The 22,175-nt window shown below is 60.9% G+C and carries 26 protein-coding genes; 8 read left to right on the top strand and 18 right to left on the bottom strand.

The window, feature by feature from the left end:
* The first annotated feature begins 139 nt into the window (after positions 1 to 139).
* From AB4Z15_RS17935 to AB4Z15_RS17900, 8 genes are all read left to right on the top strand, one after another.
* The gene (locus AB4Z15_RS17935; protein WP_442018347.1) at positions 140 to 334 is read left to right on the top strand and encodes a Flp family type IVb pilin; all 195 of its coding nucleotides are present in this window, start codon (positions 140 to 142) and stop codon (positions 332 to 334) included.
* Between the two features lie 106 nt (positions 335 to 440).
* Positions 441 to 851, top strand: coding sequence for a TadE/TadG family type IV pilus assembly protein (locus tag AB4Z15_RS17930; RefSeq protein WP_442018346.1), 411 nt, complete (start codon positions 441 to 443; stop codon positions 849 to 851).
* Between the two features lie 14 nt (positions 852 to 865).
* Positions 866 to 1,882, top strand: coding sequence for a pilus assembly protein TadG-related protein (locus AB4Z15_RS17925; protein ID WP_442018345.1), 1,017 nt, complete (start codon positions 866 to 868; stop codon positions 1,880 to 1,882).
* A 47-nt stretch (positions 1,883 to 1,929) separates the two neighbouring features.
* Positions 1,930 to 2,700, top strand: a complete 771-nt coding sequence (cpaB, locus tag AB4Z15_RS17920; protein WP_442018344.1) for a Flp pilus assembly protein CpaB — start codon at positions 1,930 to 1,932, stop codon at positions 2,698 to 2,700.
* The gene (locus AB4Z15_RS17915) at positions 2,697 to 3,896 is read left to right on the top strand and encodes an AAA family ATPase (RefSeq protein ID WP_442018343.1); all 1,200 of its coding nucleotides are present in this window, start codon (positions 2,697 to 2,699) and stop codon (positions 3,894 to 3,896) included. Before cpaB ends, AB4Z15_RS17915 begins: the two co-directional genes overlap by 4 nt.
* 122 nt (positions 3,897 to 4,018) lie before the next feature.
* Positions 4,019 to 5,338, top strand: coding sequence for a CpaF family protein (locus tag AB4Z15_RS17910; RefSeq protein WP_442018372.1), 1,320 nt, complete (start codon positions 4,019 to 4,021; stop codon positions 5,336 to 5,338).
* A gap of 2 nt (positions 5,339 to 5,340) precedes the next feature.
* The gene (locus tag AB4Z15_RS17905; protein WP_442018342.1) at positions 5,341 to 6,282 is read left to right on the top strand and encodes a type II secretion system F family protein; all 942 of its coding nucleotides are present in this window, start codon (positions 5,341 to 5,343) and stop codon (positions 6,280 to 6,282) included.
* Positions 6,283 to 6,292: 10 nt separating this feature from the next.
* Entirely contained in the window at positions 6,293 to 7,171 is an 879-nt protein-coding gene (locus tag AB4Z15_RS17900; protein ID WP_442018341.1) for a type II secretion system F family protein, read from the top strand.
* Positions 7,172 to 7,281: 110 nt separating this feature from the next.
* Here the strand turns inward: AB4Z15_RS17900 and truA are convergent, their stop codons facing one another.
* The 18 genes from truA to rpmD form a co-directional block, all read right to left on the bottom strand.
* The gene (gene truA / locus AB4Z15_RS17895; protein WP_442018340.1) at positions 7,282 to 8,172 is read right to left on the bottom strand and encodes a tRNA pseudouridine(38-40) synthase TruA; all 891 of its coding nucleotides are present in this window, start codon (positions 8,170 to 8,172) and stop codon (positions 7,282 to 7,284) included.
* A gap of 32 nt (positions 8,173 to 8,204) precedes the next feature.
* Complete coding sequence (rplQ, locus tag AB4Z15_RS17890) at positions 8,205 to 8,765, bottom strand: 50S ribosomal protein L17 (RefSeq protein ID WP_216925100.1); 561 nt, start codon at positions 8,763 to 8,765, stop codon at positions 8,205 to 8,207.
* A gap of 66 nt (positions 8,766 to 8,831) precedes the next feature.
* Positions 8,832 to 9,842, bottom strand: a complete 1,011-nt coding sequence (locus AB4Z15_RS17885; protein ID WP_011775567.1) for a DNA-directed RNA polymerase subunit alpha — start codon at positions 9,840 to 9,842, stop codon at positions 8,832 to 8,834.
* Between the two features lie 149 nt (positions 9,843 to 9,991).
* Complete coding sequence (gene rpsK / locus AB4Z15_RS17880) at positions 9,992 to 10,393, bottom strand: 30S ribosomal protein S11 (RefSeq protein ID WP_014922380.1); 402 nt, start codon at positions 10,391 to 10,393, stop codon at positions 9,992 to 9,994.
* Positions 10,394 to 10,444: 51 nt separating this feature from the next.
* The gene (gene rpsM / locus AB4Z15_RS17875; protein ID WP_011775569.1) at positions 10,445 to 10,822 is read right to left on the bottom strand and encodes a 30S ribosomal protein S13; all 378 of its coding nucleotides are present in this window, start codon (positions 10,820 to 10,822) and stop codon (positions 10,445 to 10,447) included.
* A gap of 196 nt (positions 10,823 to 11,018) precedes the next feature.
* On the bottom strand, positions 11,019 to 11,132 hold the full coding sequence (gene rpmJ / locus AB4Z15_RS17870) for a 50S ribosomal protein L36 (RefSeq protein WP_011775570.1): 114 nt from the start codon (positions 11,130 to 11,132) through the stop codon (positions 11,019 to 11,021).
* 73 nt (positions 11,133 to 11,205) lie between these two features.
* Entirely contained in the window at positions 11,206 to 11,427 is a 222-nt protein-coding gene (gene infA, locus AB4Z15_RS17865) for a translation initiation factor IF-1 (protein ID WP_011775571.1), read from the bottom strand.
* Positions 11,428 to 11,621: 194 nt separating this feature from the next.
* Positions 11,622 to 12,617, bottom strand: a complete 996-nt coding sequence (locus AB4Z15_RS17860) for a P1 family peptidase (protein ID WP_442018339.1) — start codon at positions 12,615 to 12,617, stop codon at positions 11,622 to 11,624.
* 68 nt (positions 12,618 to 12,685) lie between these two features.
* Positions 12,686 to 13,513, bottom strand: coding sequence for a type I methionyl aminopeptidase (gene map, locus AB4Z15_RS17855; RefSeq protein ID WP_442018371.1), 828 nt, complete (start codon positions 13,511 to 13,513; stop codon positions 12,686 to 12,688).
* Positions 13,514 to 13,545: 32 nt separating this feature from the next.
* The gene (locus AB4Z15_RS17850; protein ID WP_442018338.1) at positions 13,546 to 14,457 is read right to left on the bottom strand and encodes an NAD-dependent epimerase/dehydratase family protein; all 912 of its coding nucleotides are present in this window, start codon (positions 14,455 to 14,457) and stop codon (positions 13,546 to 13,548) included.
* Entirely contained in the window at positions 14,454 to 16,214 is a 1,761-nt protein-coding gene (locus AB4Z15_RS17845; RefSeq protein ID WP_442018337.1) for a class I adenylate-forming enzyme family protein, read from the bottom strand. Before AB4Z15_RS17845 ends, AB4Z15_RS17850 begins: the two co-directional genes overlap by 4 nt.
* Complete coding sequence (locus AB4Z15_RS17840; RefSeq protein WP_442018336.1) at positions 16,207 to 17,505, bottom strand: cytochrome P450; 1,299 nt, start codon at positions 17,503 to 17,505, stop codon at positions 16,207 to 16,209. The genes AB4Z15_RS17845 and AB4Z15_RS17840 overlap by 8 nt, the downstream gene beginning before the upstream one ends.
* Positions 17,462 to 18,250, bottom strand: coding sequence for a glycosyltransferase (locus tag AB4Z15_RS17835; RefSeq protein WP_442018335.1), 789 nt, complete (start codon positions 18,248 to 18,250; stop codon positions 17,462 to 17,464). The genes AB4Z15_RS17840 and AB4Z15_RS17835 overlap by 44 nt, the downstream gene beginning before the upstream one ends.
* Complete coding sequence (locus tag AB4Z15_RS17830; protein WP_442018334.1) at positions 18,247 to 19,302, bottom strand: 3-oxoacyl-ACP synthase III family protein; 1,056 nt, start codon at positions 19,300 to 19,302, stop codon at positions 18,247 to 18,249. Before AB4Z15_RS17830 ends, AB4Z15_RS17835 begins: the two co-directional genes overlap by 4 nt.
* A 112-nt stretch (positions 19,303 to 19,414) precedes the next feature.
* Positions 19,415 to 19,984, bottom strand: a complete 570-nt coding sequence (locus tag AB4Z15_RS17825) for an adenylate kinase (protein WP_224091119.1) — start codon at positions 19,982 to 19,984, stop codon at positions 19,415 to 19,417.
* Between the two features lie 5 nt (positions 19,985 to 19,989).
* Entirely contained in the window at positions 19,990 to 21,300 is a 1,311-nt protein-coding gene (secY, locus tag AB4Z15_RS17820; RefSeq protein WP_216925094.1) for a preprotein translocase subunit SecY, read from the bottom strand.
* Between the two features lie 186 nt (positions 21,301 to 21,486).
* Positions 21,487 to 21,969, bottom strand: coding sequence for a 50S ribosomal protein L15 (gene rplO, locus AB4Z15_RS17815; RefSeq protein ID WP_224164997.1), 483 nt, complete (start codon positions 21,967 to 21,969; stop codon positions 21,487 to 21,489).
* Entirely contained in the window at positions 21,969 to 22,175 is a 207-nt protein-coding gene (gene rpmD / locus AB4Z15_RS17810) for a 50S ribosomal protein L30 (protein ID WP_216925092.1), read from the bottom strand. Before rpmD ends, rplO begins: the two co-directional genes overlap by 1 nt.

Raw genomic sequence — 22,175 nt, 5'->3', positions numbered from 1 at the left:
ATTCTTATCTCATCGAATTCCGAACCACTAAAGGCACCATGGGGGTAGTTCGGGAATCGAAGGCAAATTCCGATAATTTGCTGGACCTATTTCAATCAATTACCAAAACCCAATAATTCATTCTGGGAAGGATTTTCCAATGTCTGCTCTTATTCTCTCCGTCACCTCGTTCATCGCCGGCGTCAAGACCCGCTTCACCAAAGAAGAGAGGGGCGCCACGATGGTGGAGTACGGCCTCATGGTCTCCTTGATCGCGGTAGTCGTCATCGCTGCTCTTCTGATTCTGGGCCCGGCAATCGCGAACCTCTTCACCGGCGTCGCGGCTAGCCTCTAGCCGGACACAAGCGGTTGGCTGTGACGGCGACCTCCGTCGCCGTCACAGCCAACCTCCTTCTTTAAGGGCACTTAAGCTGCCACGATTCTGGGTCTGGGAGACGGTCGTGAAGACTAAAAAGAAGAACGAACGCGGGGCAGTAGCCGTGGAAATGGCGATTCTGTTGCCAGTCCTACTGCTGATCTTGATCGGGGTAATCGAGTTCGGACGGGCCCTCAACGTCCAGGTTTCGCTGACACAGGCCGCCCGCGAGGGCGCGAGGTATGCAGCGGTCCACTATCAGGACGGCCCACTTGATGTTACCGGCACTGCGTTAGCTTCCGCCCCTTCCTTGGCTGGTCTTGGGGTAACGGTAAGCAATAACGCGTCGAGCTGCGCCCCTGGCTCTAACGTCACAGTCACAACCAGCGTTTCACTCCCCTCGATGTCCGGATTTCTGGACGCCGGCTTCTTTGGCACGGCGGGCATCTTCCCCCTCAACATGACCGGAGTAGGAGTGATGAGATGCGGTGGATGAGGAATTTCCGAAAAGTGCGTCAGTCTCACCTGGATGTCGCCGAATCCAACGAAAAGGGTGCGGCCGCAGTCATAGTTGCCGGAATGATGGTCGTGCTACTGGGCTTCGCAGCTCTAGCCGTTGACGTCGGCGCGCTCTACGCCGAAAAAGCGCAGTTGCAAAATGGTGCGGACGCCGCGGCCCTGGCGATCGCTACGGATTGCGCCCATGGAAGTTGCGGGAACAGCGCCTCCACTGGCAACCAATTCGCAAATAACAACGCCAACGACAACGCCAGCGGAGCTGCCGTCACCTTCCCCGCTGCAACTACCGTCAGGGTGGTCACCAACGCCAGGGACACGTCGGGCCAGAACAGCTTCTCATTGTTCTTTGCCCGGGTGCTCGGATTCGATACCACGCCCGTAGACGCAGCGGCAGAAGCATCTTGGGGAGCGCCGTCCAGTGCAACCACGCTGCCGTGGACTGTCAGCGAGTGTGTCTTTAAGAAGTACCTATCCCCAGCACAGCTGGCGTCGCTGAACTCCACGGGAAACTTCACCGGAGACCCTGTTCCTACGCACGTTCTGTTGCGGTATGACACGAACGCCCCCACGGTGTCCGGTTGCGCAGCACAAAACGGATACCAGCCGGGCGGATTTGGCTGGCTCGTCACCAATTCGGGGTGTTCCACCGACATCTCCCTCAATGCAACGGTCAATGGCCAAACCGGCAACCACTTTCCGAACGCTGCCGCCTGCAATTCCGTGTTGGCCCACATCATGGACGAGCCGGCACTCATCCCACTCTTCAAAACGGCGACGGGTAATGGCTCCAATGCCAAATACACGCTGATTGGTTTCGCAGCCTTTCAGGTGACGGGTTACAAGTTCAGCGGCTCAGGCGCAGTCCTGGATCCTGCCGCGCCGAACTGCACCGGGAATTGCCGGGGCCTGCAGGGCTACTTCAAACGGTTTGTTTCGCTCGAGGAAGGAATGACGGTTACTGGCGGCACCCCCAATTACGGAGCATCCATCGTGACGCTCACCGAATAGTCGCTCACACAGCACTGGCAGTATCAAAATTAGAAGGGAGTTAGAAAGTGAAAGCACGCCTACTGGGAGGCATTGCGGCACTGCTTTTAGCAGTCATCGGCACAGTCTTGCTGGTTACCTACATTCAGGGAGCCGACAAGCGTGCGCAGCAAGGGCTCGATCCCGTGAACGTTCTTATCGTCAAGGAACGCATTCCGGCCGGCACCAAGACCGAGGATCTCGGCAACAAGGTGAAGACTGAAACGCTGCCGCAGTCTGCGGTAGCACCAGGCACCATCAGCGCACTCAACGACCAAAAGGGGAAAGTCACGTCAGTTGACCTGCAACCTGGCGAACAGTTGCTGGGCCTGAAGTTGGTGAACCCCAATGAACTGGTTCCTGGAACAGTTCCGGTACCGGAAGGCCTGCAGGAACAGACTTTCATTCTGGCCCCCGAAAGGATCATGGGTGGCCGCATCGAAGCCGGCGACACGGTGACCGTGTTTGCCTCCTTCAAGGCAGACGGCGATATCCCCTCCGATGCGGATATCCCCGCCGAAGTTAAGGGCTGGAAACAATACACCAAGCTGCTGTATCACGATGTATTGGTGACGGCCGTCCAGCAGGCAGCACCGGACGCAGAGAAGAAGTCGGCCAACACGGACGGCTCTGTACAGCTGCCCAATGGATCGGCTTATGTCACCGTTGCCCTCAGCGACGCGAACGCCGCCAAAATGGTCTTTGGCGCGGAATTCGGCACTTTGTACTTGTCCAAGCAAACCGACAAGACCGCTAAGAGCCAACCACCGGTAACGACTCTGGGAGGCGAGTTGAAATGAGCCGCTTCGTAGCCATCACTGCGGTCCGCGATTTCGAAGGCCGCGTGCGTCAGGCAATTACTGGAGCACTCCACGGCGACCTGCAGACGCTGTCACCCGATGTGCTTCATGGCGGTTCCGATGACGTCTTCAAGCAACTGAGTGGCGCACCACCAGAGGTCATGATTCTGGGCCCTGGTGTGAATCCCGACGATGCTTTGAAGTTGGCCACTGTCTTCGATCTTCAATACCCCGAAATCAGCCTGCTACTCGTCTGCCAGCCCGAACCAGACATCGTGCTACGGGCCATGCATTCCGGGATTCGTGATGTTGTTTCTCCTGAAATCGACATCAATGAACTTCGGGTACTGCTCGAGAGAGCCTGTCTTGCCTCCGCCAGTCGTCGACGCGGAATGCAGCCAGCTGCCGAATCCGGCCAGGACCGAGGACGAGTCATTGCTGTCATGTCGCCGAAGGGCGGTGTGGGCAAAACGACCGTGGCCACCAACCTGGCCGTCGGGCTCGGCGCCATGGCTCCCATGGACGTTGTGATCGTGGACCTGGATCTCCAGTTCGGCGACGTGGCCTCCGGCCTGTTGCTGGAACCCGAGCATTCCATCACGGAGGCGGTTCACGGTCCTGCGGCGCAGGATTCGATGGTCCTCAAGGCTTTCCTTACGGTTCACCCAGCCGGCATTTATGCCCTCTGCGCACCTCGGAAGCCATCGGAGTCGGATTACATCACGGCGGACCACGTCTCCAGGCTTCTCAACCAGCTGGCCAGCGAGTTCAAATATGTGGTGGTGGATACGGCTCCGGGACTCGGCGAACACTGTCTTGCCACCTTGGAGCTGGCCACCGACGGTGTCTGGGTGTGCGGCATGGACGTGCCAAGCATCCGCGGGCTGCGCAAATGTTTCAGCGTGCTCAAGGAACTGCAACTCCTACCCCAAGGGCGGCACACGGTGCTGAACTTCGCGGATAGGAAGAGCGGGATTTCCGTACAGGACGTGGAGTCGACGATAGGAGTCCCCATTGACACCGTGATTCCCCGTTCTCGGAACCTGCCTTTCTCCACCAACCGCGGAGTGCCGGTGCTCCAGGGGACCACCCGCGATTCTGCAACCAAGGGTTTGAAGAAACTCGTGGAACGGTTCGACCCCCGCTTGGCCACTACGCCCCAAAACAAACTGCACAGAAGGGTGGTGGTGTCATGAAACTATCAGAACGGCTATCGAAAAGCAGCCCACTCGGGGCAGTGGAGTCACCTGTTAGCAGCGGTGAACAGCCTGCAGGCAACGAAGTACCCGCAATGTCAGTCCCGGCGACGTCTGGGCCGATGCTCGGGGGATCGCTGTCGGCCCCGGCTGTCGACGCGCTATCGGGTCTCAAGAAACGGGCCGCGGCGGCCCTTTTCGAAAGCATGGGCACCAGGAGCAGCGACACCTCCACCTCGGAGGAAGAGCTCCGGTCTTTTGCCGTTGACGAACTTTCAACGTTTATCGACGACGAACAAGTGCCTCTTTCCCCGGAGGAACGTCGGCGGCTGATTCGGGAAATCTCAGATGAGGTCATGGGATACGGGCCCCTCCAGCGCTTGCTGGAGGACCCCTTGGTCACGGAAGTCATGGTCAACCGATTCGACCAGATTTACGTGGAACGACACGGGCACTTGGCACTGACGGACCTGCAATTCAGCAGCGATGACCATCTGAGAAAGGTCATCGAGAGAATTGTTTCCAAGGTGGGACGCCGGATTGACGAGTCCTCACCATTGGTGGACGCACGACTCGAAGACGGTTCCCGTGTCAATGCGATCATTCCTCCCTTGGCGGTTAACGGCCCTTCACTCACCATCAGGAAGTTCAGCCAAGTTCCGCTTACGGTCCGCAACCTCATCGAGTGGGGTTCCATGAGCCACGAGATGGCGGAGCTGCTGAGCGCCTGCGTCCTTGCCAGGTTGAACGTTATCGTCTCAGGCGGTACTGGCACCGGAAAGACAACGCTGCTCAATGTGCTCTCCACGTTCATTCCTGAGTCTGACCGCATTGTCACCATCGAGGATGCCGTGGAACTCCAACTGCAGCAACGGCACGTAGTGCGGTTGGAAAGCCGGCCACCCAACATCGAAGGCAAGGGTGCAGTCACCATCCGCGACCTCGTTCGAAACTCGCTGCGTATGCGTCCCGACCGGATCATCGTTGGCGAAGTGCGCGGTGGCGAGTCACTGGACATGCTTCAGGCGATGAATACCGGTCACGACGGTTCTCTCTCCACCGTGCACGCGAACTCACCGCGTGACGCGATCGCCAGGTTGGAGACTCTGGTCCTCATGGCTGGCATGGACCTGCCGCTCCGGGCCATCCGTGAGCAGGTATCCTCCGCCGTCGACCTTATTGTGCAGGTGACTCGCCTCCGTGATGGCACCCGGCGCGTCACTCATGTGACGGAAGTACAAGGCATGGAGGGAGACGTCGTCACGCTCCAGGATGCATTCTTGTTCGATTATTCGGCAGGCATCGATGCCCAGGGCCGGTTCCTGGGCAAGGCCCTTCCGACGGGGATCCGACCACGGTTCCTCGACCGTTTTTCCGAACTGGGTATTTCGGTGTCCCCGTCAGTTTTTGGCGTAACACCGGTCCCCGTGGGAAGGCGGTAGCCATGGATTCGCCAGTTCTGTTTCCTGTAGCCATAGGGCTGTGCGTTGCTGCCCTGGTATTACTCGTCGTCTTTGTTCTGAAGCCCCGGAACGGGAGCATACCCTTGGAGCGGCGGCGTTTGGACGCCAAACCCGATGACTCCGCCGTCGGCCGTGTTTCCCATTCGGCCGTGCAATTCGTAGACACAGCCATTGGCCGCTCTGGCGGCCCTTTTAATCGGGAAGTGCTCTACAGGGCCGGAGTCAGGCAGGCTCCCGCTGATTTCACCGTAATGGTGGCCATGGGCACTGTGCTCCTTGGAATTGCAGGTTCGTTCCTGGTCAATGTGATCATCGGGATCCTGTTGGCCATTGCAACTCCGTTTGCCGCCAAACTTGTTCTGGCCTTCAAGACAGATAAACGCAGGGCCAAATTTGACGCCCAGCTCACCGACACAATCCAGATGCTGATCGGTGGGCTACGGGTGGGACACAGTATCATGCGATCACTCGAAGCGACCGCTCAGGAAGCGCAAGCACCAACGTCTGAAGAGCTGTCCCGCATCGTCAATGAGGTCAGGATCGGCAAGGACCCGCGCCAAGCCGTTGAAGACTGCGCCGACCGCATGGACAGCGACGACTTCAGGTGGATCGGACAGGCCATTCAGATCAACCGGGAGGTGGGCGGTGACTTGGCAGAAGTCCTGGAGCAGGTTGCAGGAACCATTCGGGAACGCAGCGAGATCAAGGCCCACGTCAAGGCCCTAAGCGCTGAGGGGAAGATGTCCGCTTACATCCTTATGGCTCTCCCCGTCGGCGTAGCCCTGCTTCTGACCATCATGAATCCGCATTACATGTCCGTCTTCGTCCAACACCCCTTGGGAATAGCCATGCTGGTTGCCAGCGCGGTCCTGTTCGTCATAGGTGGATTCTGGATGAGCCGCACCGTGAAGATCAAGTTCTAGGAGGGTTGCCATGACCGTCATTGCGTGGCTGATCATCGCCGCCATTATCCTTCCGCTGGCCTACTTCGCGTGGTCCATAGCAAGCATCGACCGTAAGGGGATCGTAGCCATCCAGAGCAACTTGGGTTCCGGGTTTGCCCAGGGTGCGGGTGTCAGCGTTCAACGCCCCCCGTTCATGCTCGGCTTAGCGCGGAAACTCACTCCTGGCAGCTACGAAGCGAAGCTTGATCAATGGCTCGCGTTGGCTGGGCGTCCGCAGTCGATGCCCCTGACAAAGCTGATTGCCATCAAGCCCGTCCTGGCGGTATCCGGGGCTACCGCAGGGCTGCTGCTGATAGTTGCAGGACCAAGCCCATTGAGTATCGGATTCGCCATCTTCCTCACTGCCCTCCTGTACTTCATCCCAGACCTGCTCGTCTACAACACTGGGTTGAAGCGCCAAGAAGAAATCCAGCTGGAGTTCCCCAACACCTTGGACCAGATGCTGATTTCGGTTGAAGCCGGGCTCGGATTTGAGGCAGCCATGGAGCGGGCGTCAGCCTATGGAACCGGGCCATTGGCGCAGGAACTCATGCGGACGCTTCAAGATATCCAAGTAGGGCGGCCTCGGACGGAAGCCTACGGGGCGCTGGCCGAACGTTCCACCGTTGCGGATGTCCGTAGCTTTGTCCTGGCCGTGATTCAAGCTGATAAGTACGGCATCGGCATTGCTAACGTCCTCCGCGCCCAAGCAAGGCAAGCGAGAGTCAAGCGCCGTCAAATCGCCGAAGAGAAGGCAATGAAGCTACCCGTCAAGGTGCTTTTCCCGTTGCTGTTCTCCATCTTCCCGGTGCTGTTCATAGTCCTTCTGGGTCCCGCTGTCATCAAGATCATGCAAGCATTCAGCTGATCTTGACCTTCGGGAATTAGACCGGCCGTTCGCGGATCCCAGACCGTGGGCGGCCACAACGGCCCCCTTCCGGTACCCAGAGCCGGGAGGGGGTCCTCCAACGTTCGGACCTACTCGCGCCGGGCCCTCGTCAACTCAGCCCGCGCCAGCAGCTCGCTGTCCGACGGGTAAGCAACTTCCTCCAGGACCAACGGGTGCGGTGCGGCCAACACGGACTTGGCGTCACGCCTCCGCTCCAGAAGACGTTCATGCAGCCAGCCCGGTTGCTCCAGGCCTTCCCCCACGCGCAGTGCCGAGCCCACCAAGGACCTGACCATGTTGTGGCAGAACGCATCGGCCTGAACAGTAGCGACAATGACCCCGTCGCTCCCCCGTTTGAAGTCAAACTTCTGAAGCTCCCGGATGGTCGTTGCGCCCTCGCGGGGTTTGCAGTAGGAACGGAAATCCTGGAGCCCCAGCAACTGGGAAGCGCCTTCATTCAACAGCGCGACATTCAGCGGCGCCTTATGCCACAGCGTGATTCCGCGCAGCACCGGATCCCAGCGCTCCGCGCCATCCGCAATGCGGTAACTGTAGCGACGCCACAAGGCAGAAAACCGGGCGTCGAAACCTTCCGGCGCCAGACCGGCGTCGTGCACTTCTATGGCACCGGTCAGGTCACCGAGAATGCGGCTGAGGGCCCCGCGAAGGCGACGCAAAAGCGCCACGGCGGGGTCCAGTTCGTGCCCGCGCGGAAGTCCAAGCCACTCGGCTTCCGTCAGATCCAGATGGACCACCTGGCCGCGGGCGTGGACGCCGGCGTCAGTGCGACCAGCAACCGTGACCCGGACCGGACGGCGCACGAGGAGGGCCAGCGCTTCCTCAAGTGCTCCCTGCACGGTGACCAAGCCGGGCTGCAGTGCCCAGCCGTTGAAGGGTCCTCCGTCATAGGAAAGATCCATGCGGACACGCAAAAACCCGCCGCCCCCCAAAGCGGGGGCAGCGGGTTTTCGTTCGTTCATAGACTTAAGTCTACTGTGAAGAATTCAGTGAATTACTTCTTGTCCTCAGCGGCCGGAGCCTCTTCGGTCTCAGCAACTTCAGCGTCAGCAGCCTCGGCCTCAGCGGCCGGAGCCTCTTCGGTTTCAGCAGCTTCGGTCTCTACAGCCTCGGTCTCAACAACCTCTTCCTCAGCAGCCGGGGCAGCCTTGGCAGCAGCAGCGGTTGCTTCAGCAACTACGGCCTGCTTCGGGGAAACCGGCTCGAGGACGAGCTCGATGACAGCCATGGGAGCGTTGTCGCCCTTACGGTTGCCGATCTTGGTGATACGGGTGTAGCCACCATCGCGGTTGGCAACGGCGCCGGCGATGTCGGTGAACAGCTCGTGGACGATGCCCTTGTCGCTGATCAGGCCGAGAACGCGGCGGCGGGAAGAGAGGTCGCCACGCTTGGCGAAGGTGACCAAACGCTCTGCATACGGCTTAAGGCGCTTGGCCTTGGTAACCGTGGTGGTGATGCGCTTGTGCTCAAACAGTGCAGCTGCCAGGTTCGCGAGCATCAGGCGCTCGTGAGCCGGGCCGCCTCCGAGGCGCGGACCCTTAGTGGGGGTAGGCATAATAATTTCTCCTGTTGTGTAAGCCGGTCAGGTCCATCGCTGGACCTGACGGCCAAGATCTGCTTTTTAGAGCTCGTCGTCGCTGAACGCGGCGTCGTCCTCTTCGATGGCTGCGGCGCGGGCTGCGAGATCGAAACCGGGAGGGGAGTCCTTGAGGGACAGACCCAGTTCGACGAGCTTTGCCTTGACCTCGTCAATGGACTTCGCACCGAAGTTACGGATGTCCATCAGGTCAGCCTCGGAGCGGGCAACGAGTTCACCCACGGTGTGGATGCCCTCACGCTTGAGGCAGTTGTAGGAACGGACGGTAAGGTCCAGATCCTCGATCGGCAGAGCCATGTCCGCTGCCAGGGCAGCGTCCGTCGGCGACGGGCCAATCTCGATACCTTCAGCTGCGGTGTTCAGCTCACGAGCCAGACCGAACAGTTCCACCAGGGTGGTGCCTGCAGAAGCAACGGCATCGCGCGGAGCGATTGCCTGCTTGGTCTCGACGTCGACAATGAGCTTGTCGAAGTCGGTGCGCTGCTCAACACGGGTAGCTTCCACGCGGAAAGTTACCTTCATGACCGGCGAGTAGATCGAGTCAACCGGAATACGGCCGATCTCGGAGTCGCCGGACTTGTTCTGAGCTGCCGAAACGTAGCCACGACCGCGCTCGATGGTCAGTTCGAGTTCGAACTTGCCCTTCGAGTTCAGAGTGGCAATGTGCAGATCCGGGTTGTGGAATTCGACGCCGGCCGGCGGAGCAATGTCCGCGGCGGTGACGACTCCGGGGCCCTGCTTGCGCAGGTAAGCAACAACCGGCTCGTCGTGCTCGGAGGAAACCGAAAGGTTCTTGATGTTCAGGATGATCTCGGTGACATCTTCCTTGACACCCGGAACCGTGGTGAACTCGTGCAGCACGCCATCGATCCGGATGCTGGTTACAGCGGCACCGGGGATGGAGGAGAGCAGGGTACGGCGGAGGGAGTTTCCGAGGGTGTAGCCGAAGCCCGGCTCCAGCGGTTCAATGATGAAACGGGAGCGGTTCTCGGATACAACTTCTTCAGACAGGGTGGGGCGCTGTGCAATGAGCACTTAGGTTTCCTTTCGGCGAGCATCCGCTATATGACGCAACACAGGTGGTGGAAATCGGCTTCGGTTTCCAGCCTGACCAGCCGGGCCATGCTTGTAGATGGTCTAAACCATGTACAGCAGGCCCGGCCGGTCAGACAGGGAATACCTAATTAGACGCGGCGGCGCTTGGGCGGGCGGCAACCGTTGTGGGCGCTGGGGGTGACGTCCTGGATGGAGCCAACCTCAAGGCCAGCAGCCTGAAGCGAACGGATTGCGGTTTCGCGTCCGGATCCCGGACCCTTGACGAATACGTCAACCTTGCGCAGACCGTGCTCCTGAGCGCGCTTTGCAGCAGCTTCAGCAGCCATCTGGGCAGCGAACGGGGTGGACTTACGGGAGCCCTTGAAGCCAACCTCACCGGCGGAAGCCCAGGAGATTACAGCACCGTTCGGGTCCGTGATGGACACGATGGTGTTGTTAAAGGTGCTCTTGATGTGCGCCTGGCCAAGCGCAATATTCTTCTTATCCTTGCGACGCGGCTTACGAACCGCTCCACGAGTCTTCGGGGGCATTGTTTCTCCTACAGAAAGTTATCGGGGGAAAACCAGGTCAATCCCGAGGGATTAACGTCCGGCCTTCTTCTTGCCGGCGACGGTGCGCTTCGGGCCCTTACGGGTACGAGCGTTGGTCTTCGTACGCTGTCCGCGTACGGGCAGGCCCTTGCGGTGGCGCAGGCCTTCGTAGCTGCCGATCTCAACCTTGCGGCGGATGTCAGCGGCTACCTCGCGGCGAAGGTCACCCTCAACCTTGTAGTTGCCTTCAATGTAGTCACGCAGCTGGACCAGCTCGGCGTCAGTCAGGTCCTTGACGCGAACGTCAGCGCTGATGCCAGTGGCAGCCAGGGTTTCGTGTGCACGGGTCTTGCCCACGCCGTAGATGTAAGTAAGCGCAATTTCCAACCGCTTTTCGCGGGGAATGTCTACGCCAGCGAGACGAGCCATAGTGGCGGTACTCCTTGAATAAACCGGAGGTCGTAGGCAGTACACCCACACGATCCGTGTGGCCCCAGCCTCCGACCGGGGGTACGTTGACCAGGCTCTGTAATGCAGTCCTGGCACAACTTGTGCTGCCTTTATTTACTTGCGTGGGCTAGCAACCCAGGTTTGCCCTTGCGGGCGCTGATTCCCTGAAGGGGAATTAGCCCTGGCGCTGCTTGTGGCGCGGGTTCTCGCAGATCACCATGACCCGGCCGTTACGGCGGATCACTTTGCACTTGTCGCAGATCTGCTTGACGCTCGGCTTGACCTTCATGGCGTTCCTTTGCGTGTTTTGCAGTTGATCTGCTGGAGCGGCTTGGCACTATTGCCTTCGGCCGCCCAGCAATTTACTTGTAGCGGTAGACGATACGACCACGTGTGAGGTCGTATGGGCTTAGCTCCACCACTACGCGGTCCTCGGGGAGGATTCGAATGTAGTGCTGACGCATCTTCCCAGAGATGTGTGCGAGAACGACGTGCTTGTTGGTGAGCTCAACACGAAACATCGCGTTGGGCAGCGCCTCAGTCACAACGCCCTCGATCTCAATGACCCCGTCCTTCTTGGCCATATCCTCCGCTAACTGTTGTTTGCCGCTGTCCTCCGGTAGGCACCGAAAATCCAACGGACGTTTTTTGTTTGCTTGGCCCTCTTGGAACCACGACACTAAAAAGGGCGTGGCTGCACAGACAACCAACAAATAACTCTACGCCAATGGGGCCGGAAAGTTAAATCCGTCCATGGTAGCGCACGTACCGTCGCCCGTCACTCCCCTACGGGTCGGTAAGCAGGGAAGACTCCCGCCGCCGTCGTGACACTTTCGGCCGCCTCAACACCGTCCAGGATCGCCAACCGCACTGCTTCGGCTGCGGCACTTTGCAGCGTTATCAGCGATACCTGCCGTGCCTGCTCGGTACTGCGATCAAGCCCGACGGCGCCAGTCGCCAAGGCGAACACGGTGTCACCGTCCGCCAAAGTATGGGACGGATCCAAGGCCCGCGCCAGCCCGGCATGCCCGGACGACGCCGTCCGCTTGCACTCGGCAACATCCAGGACAGCATTCGTGGCGATCACGACGAGCGTGGTGTTGAGCCCTTCCGTAGAAGCCACTGGGTCTGCGACCCTCTGCGCGCTCGGTCGTGCCTCCCTTAGACGCGCGCTGCCGGGCCCCAGCCCCACCGGCGTCCCGAGCGCGTTCACGACCGCGATCGCGCCCACGATCACCGGGCCGTCAGTGGAGATGTTGTCAAGCGTGATCGAGGATGTCCCGACGCCGCCCTTGTACTGCCCGCGCGCAATCACAGCGCCCGTTCCGGCGCCGACGTTTCCGCGTTCGACGGCGGCATGGTCACCTGAGGCGAACGCTGCGGCGGCTGCCTGGTAGCCCATGTCGGCGTCGGGTCGCGCTTTCACGTCACCAGCGCGTCCGAGGTCGAAGATGGCGGCCGCCGGAACAATCGGCACCACGGTCCCGGGAACGGCAAAGCCCCTGCCCCGCTCCTCGCACCAGAGTTGAGCGCCAGTAGCTGAGGCCAGGCCAAAGGCGCTGCCACCCGTGAGCACGATGGCGTCGACCGTGGATACCAATGTTGTCGGATCAAGAGCGTCAGTTTCGTGCGTACCAGGACCTCCCCCGCGCACATCCACCGATCCCACGGTTCCCACGGGCGGAAGGACGACGGTCACGCCACTGAGCCACCCGCCGTCGCTCTTCTGAACGTGGCCAATACGGATGCCCGGCACATCGGTGATCGCACTCATGGCACCATTGTCCACCTCGAGGCAACGCAGCTGCGTCGCCGGTGGGGCTGGGACCGGGTAGCGCTCGGTTACGGGATGGGGACAGGCACGACGCCGAGCGGCGCCAACTTCTCCGCGCCTCCGTCCGGGGCAGACAGGACCCAGATGCCCTTGTCGTGCACAGCCACGGAGTGCTCCCACTGGCAGGAGCGCTTGCCGTCGGTGATGACAACGGTCCAGTCATCGTCCAACGTGGCAGTCTCGATGCCACCGCGCACCAGCATGGGTTCGATCGCGAGGCACAGCCCCGGGCGAATCTTCGGGCCGCGGTGATTGGTGCGGTAATTCAGGACGTCCGGGGCCATGTGCATTTCCGAACCGATGCCGTGGCCCACGTAATCCTCCAGGATGCCCAGCGGCTTACCGGGGACGGAAGAAACGTAGTCATCAATAGCGTTGCCGATATCGCCCACGAACTTGCCCTTGGCCAGCGCAGCGATCCCTCGCCACATGGCGGCCTCGGTGACATCCGAGAGCCGCTGGTCCTCAGGGTCTGCCGTGCCAACGATGACAGTGCGGGCGGAGTCCGAGTGCCATCCGTCAACGATGCAGCCGCCGTCGATGGAAATAATGTCACCATTGCTGAGGACACGGTTTCCGGGGATACCGTGGACGACTTCCTCGTTGACTGACGTGCAGATGGTGGCGGGGAAGCCGTGGTAGCCAAGGAAGTTGGACTTGGCCCCGGCGTCATTCAGGACGGCAGCAAATACCTCGTCGAGGTCCTTGGTGGTGACGCCTGCCTTGGCCGCCGCAACGGCAGCGTCAAGGGCACGGCTGAGGACCAAACCGGCCTCGTGCATCTTGCGCATTTGCTCGTTGGTTTTGTACTCGATGCGGGGCTGACCGAACGCCATGTTCTCCTCTGGATGTTTGCTGTAGGGGCCGATCAGGCCCCGTGCTCCAACCATTTTCCCGCATCGGAGAGCGTGGTCGAAATTGGTTCGATTCCCAGCTCGTCGCGGAGTCGGTCCAAACGGTAAGTTCTGTCCCGTCCGAGCTGGCTGACCGCATAGCGCGTGAGGCGTGGTGCCCGTCCGGAAACGAGGGCAGCGGCTTCGGAAATACCGGCAAGAACCATGGCAGCGGGCTCGGGGACGTACCTGATGCCGACTCCGGCATGGCCAGTGACAGCAAGCACCTGCCTGAGCACGGTCCCGAGCTCCACAGGCTCCGCGTCCGCCACGTTGATAGCCCCGCGGGCATCGGACTGGCAAGCTGCCAGCGCTGCCTTTGTCAGGTTTTCCACGTGCGTGAGTTGATGACGAATACCGGCATGGCCAACGGTGAGAAGCCGTCCGTGGCGGACATTGCTGATCAGGCGCGGCAGCAGCGTCCGGTCCCCCGGTCCGTAAACTCCGTGGGGCCGAAGAACCACGGCATTGCGATGCCGTCGGGTCTCCACGTCGGCGAGCGCTTTACTCCTTGCGTAGGCGTTGAGGTGGCGCACAGCCACGTCTTCTTCGCCGCGGTTGGTGCAGGGCTCCCACCACGGGTAGACGCTTGAACTGGAAATGTGAACCAGTCGTGTTGTTGGGTAGGCCTCAGCCACGGTACGGGTTCCCAGCACATTCGTGCGGTAGAACGTGCGGGCGGTGCCCCAGTCAGCGACGTAGGCGGCGGCGTGAATCACGGCGTCTACGGCCGGCAATCTGCCAGGCGGCACACCCGTTAGGTCCCAATACGTCAGCCCAGGGCCCTGGCGCCGTGCGAAACGAACAACTTCCCAGCCTTGGACCTCGGCGGCAGTGGCGGCTGCTCCACCAATGAATCCTGTAGCCCCGGTGACCGCGATTCTCACTGCGCGCCGGCTTTGTCAGCGGACCTGCGGGCAAATTCGCATCGAAGTGCTTCCCGGTCCGGCTTTTTGTGGCGTCCGCTGTGGGGGATGGCATCCAGGATTTCGATGTGATCGGGGAGAGCGGATTCGTCAATCATCGCCGGGAGGACCTTGGTTAGCTTTGCTTTCAGCTGCCTCCCCTGTGCCTCTGATTTCCCCTGTGCAGGCACGACCGCCAGCCACACAGCTTCATCACCGATCCCGTCCGGAACCCCCACCATGACGGCCTGCTGAACTCCGGGCACGGAAGTGATCAGCGGTTCATACAGTGCAGGGTAGATGTTGGTCTTGCCCCGGATGATCATGTCCTTCTTACGCCCGATCATCACCAAGCGTGCGGGACCCGTTCCGGGGCCTCCCGCGCCGTGGTCCAGCCGCACCAGGTCTCCGGTGGCGTGCTCAATCATGGCTTCCTCGCCCAGATATCCGTGGCACATGTTCGGTCCCCGGGCGTACAGTTCGTGGTCCTCCCCCACCCGGATCCCGACGGCGGGTAGCGGCTCTCCGAGAAAATCGCCTTCGCCACTTCCATCCGGCGACGTGAATTCGGCTTCAGCGCCGGACGCAAAGGCCAGCTTCTCCCTACCATCGGCTACGGCGATTGGCAGCAACTCCGTCATGCCGTAGATAAGTTTGAACTCGACGCCGGGAAGCAGCGCCGTTGCCCGTTTCAGGAACGGAGCCAGCACCGGCGCGGCTCCAAGCATCACGGTCCGCAGTGTTCCGGGGAGCCTGACGCTGCCGTCCTCGACCGCATCCAGGATGGGCGCCAACTGGGAGGGCACGAGGAAAAGGTGCGTCGCGCCGTCGTACGAGTCTTCTTTGCCAGCCACCGGCCCAAGCTCGCGTGCCAAGCGAAGAGGATCAATGTGCGCGGAGAAGCCATAGCCGGGCATGGTCCAGTGCGCGCCGGCGATGAGTGCCGGCAAGCCCATCATCAGCTGCTCGGAGTGGATGCGATCGCCCTCGCCAAACGTACAGCGCTGGTTGAGCTGCTCGAACCCTGCCCCAAGCGAACCCCGTGTATGTACTACGCCCTTGGGCGCACCGGTGGTCCCGGACGTAAAAATAATCACGGCTTCCTGAGTGGAAGAAGCCCCTGTAGAAGACGGAATTCTATCTCCAAGAAGCGCCGCACTGGCCAGTCGCTTCACGGGCGTCGCGCCTCGGGGTACGCCGGGGAGCCACGGTCCGGAGTAGTAGTGCCGGACATCCATGGCACCGTAATCCGGCAGCAGCAATCCCCTCCGCCGAGCCAGTGGCCGTAGCAGGCTCTTGGTACTCACCGCGTATAGGAGTGACTCGGCGGCCGCCCACCGAGGGGCAGCCAGCCTGGCCCGGTCATGGAAAAGCGACGGTCCGATTCCCGGATCGATGAACACCACAGAACCACCGGCCCGGACGGCCCCCAGGGCCAGGGTGAACGCTGCCGGGCTGGGGCGGACCGAGAACAGCATCCGTTCACCGGCACCGAAGCCATCATCCTGGAGATGCCGGGCAGTGGCATCGATACCTTTCACCAGTTCCCGGTACGTGATGGTCCGTCCTGGTCGCAGCCGGCCTGGACGCCGTGGTCGCCCTGGAGCATGGTTCCAGGGAGAAAGTCTGCCGGGCGCCGTTATCGCGGGGCTCTCAGGGACGCGCTCCGCTGCCGCGTAGACAGCCTCGATGAGATCCCTGCCGGACACCGTATCTTCCGACAATGCGTCATCAAGCATTGACCAGCTCCAACTTTCTGTACGCCGGAATGAGCACACCCTTGCTAACTTGACGTGACGAGATGACCCACGGATGGTGGGCGCACCTGTCCAGAAGCAAAGACAGCGTGGCGTTGATCTCGGCCATAGCCAACGGCATGCCGATACAAAAGTGCGGACCCGCGCCGAACCAAAGCTGACGCGCATGGGGCGGGGTGGGAATCCCAGGTTCGAATCCGCCCAGGCTTTTAGACGCGTGAACAGTCGACAGCAAAAGACGGTCTCCGGCCCGGATAGCGACTCCGCCAAGGATGCCAGGAGAAACAGCATCCCTCAGCATCATCGGGGACGGCACGGTGAACCGTAATGCCTCGTTCACGGCCGAGGCAACACCGGATCGATCCTCAACAAGGCCCTCAATGCGTCCGCTGTCAGCGAGCAGGGCAATCAGTCGCGGAACAAAGGACACTAACGTCTCTGTTCCAACCATCACGAACGCGCTGATGATGCCCATGGTTTCTTCCTCGGTCATCCCGAGTGCGCGCAGCCGCCCGGGAAAAGTTTGGGGATCGCCCTTCCGGTACGCTTCGCGCGCCGGTCCAGCCAGGACCCCGACGGCGGATCTTCCCTGGGCGACCTGCCTCACCGTCAACGTGGGGCGCCCCAAGCGGACGAGCGAAGAGATGGAAGACCCTAGATTGAAGAGTTCCCTGTTGGGCAACCGGCCAGGTGCATCATCCGGCACGCCCAGCAGCTTGGAGATGACTCCCCCAGCAAGCTCCTTGACGCAGTCCACCAGATCCACGTGGCCACCTGCGTCCAATCCGTGGTGTAAGCGATCATGAAGCGAAGCAGCGGCCGGCTCAACAATTGTCGCCACCGAGCCTGGAGTGAAGAGGTCCGCGAGCTTCCGCCGCAGCTCCCTGTGCTCGGTGCCGTCCATGTTCACCAACGCCTTTGGCCCCACTACGGGAGTCCAGAGCGCACCCGAACCGGACGGTCCGTTCTTAATGAAACGCCGGCTATCCATGAGAACGTCACGCACCAAGGCGGCTTCGCTGACGAGGATCCCCAGGCCGGGCAAACGCATCACCGGCCGCAGGCTGCCCAGCGCCCGGATCACCGGGTACAGCAATGGATGCGCCCCCAGCTGAACGCGCTGTTCCCAGCGTTCGGCCTTGCTGATGATGCCGCCGGGCATCCTGCCATTGGGCATCCCTCCGTTGGACATCCCTCCGTTGGACATCCTTCCGTTGAGCATCACACGGTCACCGAATGTCCACGTGCTCTGGGCGGTACCGGTGGTCCGCATACCAAGCCAGGGTGTTCTTCAAGCCCCAGGCTTTGACCCGCCGTGAGGAGCCGTAAACCACAACATCCCGGCGCAACGCGTAATTGCGGGTCAGCTTTCGCACGCGGTTGGACAGTGCGCGGTCTTCGTGGAGGTCTTCGATGCTGGTCCGCGGGAATCCGCCGGAACGGTCATACATGTCTGCCGTGATCGCCATATTGCAGCCCGGAAGCATCTGATAAGGGCCGAGGTACCCGTCACCCTTATTGCCGGGGCGGATCCGGCCGAAGAAAGATGCGATCTCGACGGCGAGCAACATCATCCTCCGCTCCCCCGTACTGATCCCTTCGTCCTCGCGGGGCACAAGCTGGCCGGCGATGAGTTCCAGACCGTCGTGGAATGCCTGAACAATTTTGGCGGTCCAATCCGGCGCAGCCAGGCAATCGGCATCCGTCCGGGCGAGCCACGTTGCGCCGTGCTCCAAGCCGAAGCGCATGCCCGTGTCTGCGGCCGCGCCCGTCCCCTTCTCGGCTTCATGCACAAGCCTGATATCCATGTGGGGATGAGCCGCGGCAGACTCTGCCACGATCAAACAGCTGGCGTCCGTCGATCCGTTATCGACCACTACCACCGTGAAGTCCTGATGCTCCTGGGCCGCAAGTGAGTCCAGCGTCTGCCGGACCAGCTTCTCTTCGTTCAGCATGGGCACAGCGATGGACAGCGGCCGGGTAGGGGCCAGGCTTCCCAGATGGCTTTCCAGCGTCACAGCCGCACCACTGCCATGCCCAGGCTCACGCCGCCGGCGAGTCCCACCAAGGCCACGAGATCCCCCGGACCGCAGCGGCCACTGTCCACGGCAAGTTTCAGTTGCAGGGGCAAGCTAACGGAGGCCAAATTTCCGAAGTCCTCTACCGATGGAACCAGAAGCTCTGTTGGCACACCCGCTCGCTCTGCAAAGACTTCCCGGTACGGTGCACTCACCTGATGCACACAAACCACGGCAAAGTCCGTCCACTGCAATTCCAGCCGGTCCAATGTTTCGTCCAGGACGCCGCAGCCCAGATCCAGAAATGCGTCCTTGAGCTTCTCCCCGTCCATGGTGAAATAGGTCGCTTCCGGATCGCGCGGATACGCAGATCCACCTGCAGCCAAGGTGCCGACCGACCAATGGCTGCTGCGGGCTGTGAAGCCCATGCCAAGAATGCCTCCCGGACCGACCTCCAGTCGGTTCGTCTCCATTGCCGCTGAATCCGCAGGTTCGAGCAACACCGCCGCGCCGCCGTCGCTCATGGTGTACCCGGGAAAGCTTGACGCGAAAGTGTCAAAGTCCGGAACTCTCCAGCGGATGGCCCGCGACGGCGACTCCCCTGTGACCACCAGGACCCGCCCATACCGTCGCGTGGCGATCAGGGCATCTGCCACCTCCAGGCCGTTCAGGAAACTGTTGCACGCATTCTTCACGTCCATCACAGGGCAGTCGAGTCCGAGTTTGGCAGCGGCCATGTGGCCCGTGGCCGGTTCCACCATGTCCTGGCTGGCGGACGCGAAGATCAGGAGGTCTATATCCGAGGCCTGCAGTCCGCATTCAGCCAGCAGCTTTGAGGCTGCATGGGCCGCAAGGTCCGACGCCTGTTCCGAGTCCGCCATGACGCTCCGGGACCGGATACCGGTAACGCGGGAGATCAAGCCCTTCGGGACACGGAACCCCGGACTCGACTCACCAATGCGGCGTTCGACGGCGGCAGTGTCCAGGCGCGCAGGCGGAAGGTAGACCTCCAAACCTGCAATCCTGCTGTGCCCGGAAAGAGCTGTTTGCATGCGGTTCCCCCAAAAACTGCCGCGAAACGAAAAGGGTGTGTCCCGCACCAATGGTACGGGACACACCCTTTTGCTCCAGCGCCGATGATCCGGCTATGTGGAAAAAGCCTTGCTAGACGGCTTTGGCCGACTCGATGGCTGTGAGGACGCGGTCAGTGACTTCGTCGATGCCGCCGATGCCGTCAACCTGCGTCAGGATGCCACGCTCGGCATACTTGGCGACAACGGCCTCAGTCTGCTCGTGGTAGAGGTCCAGCCGGTGACGGATGACGGCTTCATTGTCGTCAGAGCGTCCGGTTTCCTTCGCACGGCCCAGGAGGCGGGACACCAGTTCTTCGTCGTCGGCAGTCAGCTGGAGCACGACGTCGAGCTCCTGCTCGCCTTCAGCGAGGATCTGGTCGAGGTAGTCAACCTGCGCCGTGGTGCGCGGGTAACCATCCAGCAGGAAGCCATTCTCGACGTCGCTCTGGCTCAGACGGTCACGAACCATGTTGTTCGTGACGCTGTCCGGAACGAAGTCGCCTGCATCCATGTATTTCTTGGCTTCGATGCCCAAAGGGGTTTCGCCCTTTACATTGGCACGGAAGATGTCGCCGGTGGAGATGGCGACTACGCCGAGGCGCTCGGAAATCCGCTCAGCCTGCGTACCCTTACCCGAACCGGGAGGTCCAATGATCAGCATTCTCGTCATCGCAAAAGCCCTTCGTAGTGACGTTGTTGTAGCTGCGCATCAATCTGCTTGACGGTTTCCAGACCGACACCCACCATGATCAGGATTGACGTGCCACCGAACGGGAAGTTCTGGTTGGCGTTGATCAGGACGAGTGCAACCAGCGGAATCAACGCCACGAAGCCCAGGTAGAAGGCTCCAGGCAAGGTGATCCTGGAAAGCACGTACTGCAGGTAGTCCGCGGTCGGTTTACCCGCCCGGATGCCCGGAATGAACCCGCCGTACTTCTTCATGTTGTCCGACACTTCTTCAGGGTTGAAGGTGATGGCCACGTAGAAGTAGGTGAAGAACACGATCATGGCGAAGTAGAGCGCCATGTAGATGGGGTGGTCGCCACGGGTGAGGTTGTTGTTGATCCACTCAACCCACGGCGCCAGCTGCTCCCCTGCCTTCGGCTGGTTGAACTGCGCAATCAGGCCCGGCAGGTACAGCATGGAGGAAGCGAAGATGACGGGCACGACGCCGGCCATGTTCACCTTGATGGGGATGTAGGTGCTTGTGCCACCCACTGTGCGGCGTCCGATCATGCGCTTGGCGTACTGGACGGGAACCCGGCGCTGCGACTGCTCCACGAAGACCACCAGGGCCACCGTAAGCAAGCCGATTGCCAGGACGATGAAGAACGTTCCCGGTCCCTTCGTCTCCCAAATGGAACCAAGCGAACGCGGGAAGCCCGCAGCAATGGAGGTGAAGATGAGCAGCGACATTCCGTTGCCCACGCCCTTCTCCGTAACGAGCTCGCCCATCCACATGATGAGGCCCGTACCGGCCGTCAGCGTGATGATGATGAGCAGCGTCGTAATGATGCTGTCATCAGGAATGATCGGGAGGTTACAACCCGGAAGAAGCTGGCCGGACCGCGCCAAAGACACCAGGGTGGTGGCGTTCAAGAGTCCGAGCGCGATGGTGAGGTACCGGGTGTACTGGGTCAACTTCGACTGGCCCGAGGAGCCCTCTTCGTAGAGCTGCTGGAACCGGGGAATGACCACCCGAAGCAGCTGAACGATGATGCTCGACGTGATGTAGGGCATGATGCCCAGTGCAAAGATCGAGACCTGCAGCAACGCGCCGCCGCTGAACAAGTTAACCAGCTGGTAAATGCCCTGCGAGGTGTCACCGTTGTTCAAGCATTGCTGGACATTCTGGTAGTTCACACCAGGCGAGGGGATGAAAGCTCCCAAGCGGAAGATTGTGATGATTCCCAGCGTGAACAACAACTTGCGTCGCAAATCAGGCGTCCGAAACGCCCGGCCGAATGCGCTTAGCAAGCGTCCTCCTGAGTAGAAAGTACAAGGATGTGGATGGGCTCAATGAAACCCAACAACCGAGTCTAGCTGCTTGTGACGCCGTCGTAATAATCGAGAGTCCACTTTCACGCAAAAAATCCCGGTATACGGGGCCGAAGCCCCGCATACCGGGATCTTTTTTACAACGGGGATCAGCCCCACTGGCTCTTAGAGAGCAGTGGTGCTTCCACCTGCTGCAGCAATCTTTTCAGCAGCGCTGGAAGAGAAAGCGTGGGCGGTGACGTCAACCTTGACGGTGATGTCGCCAGTGCCCAGGACCTTGACGGGCTGGTTCTTGCGAACGGCACCCTTCTCAACCAGGGACTCAACGGTGACAGCGCCACCTTCCGGGAACAGCTCGTTGAGCTTGTCCAGGTTCACAACCTGGAACTCAACCCGGAACGGGTTCTTGAAGCCGCGCAGCTTCGGCAGGCGCATGTGCAGCGGCAGCTGGCCGCCGGCAAAGCCAGCCTTTACCTGGTAGCGGGCCTTCGTACCCTTGGTACCGCGACCAGCGGTCTTTCCCTTGGAGCCTTCACCACGACCAACACGGGTCTTGGTGGTCTTGGCACCCGGGGCGGGACGCAGGTGGTGGACCTTCAGAGCGTTCTGCTTCTCAGCAGCCTCTGCGGCGGTCTTGTTCTCGGCCATTACTTCGCCTCCTCTACATTCACGAGGTGCGGAACCGTGTTGAGCATTCCAACGGTCACGGCGTCGGCGTCACGGACAACGGTGTGTCCGATGCGCTTCAGGCCGAGGGACCGGAGGGTAGCCTTCTGGTTCTGCTTGGCGCCGATGACGCCCTTGATCTGGGTGATCTCCAACTTGGCGTCGGAGGGAGTCAGGTTCTTAGCCAT

The organism is Paenarthrobacter sp. 2TAF44 (assembly GCF_052114885.1).
Classification (GTDB): Bacteria; Actinomycetota; Actinomycetes; order Actinomycetales; family Micrococcaceae; genus Arthrobacter.
The sequence above is the reverse complement of the archived record's forward strand: the minus strand, read 5'-3'. Positions and strand labels throughout refer to the sequence as shown.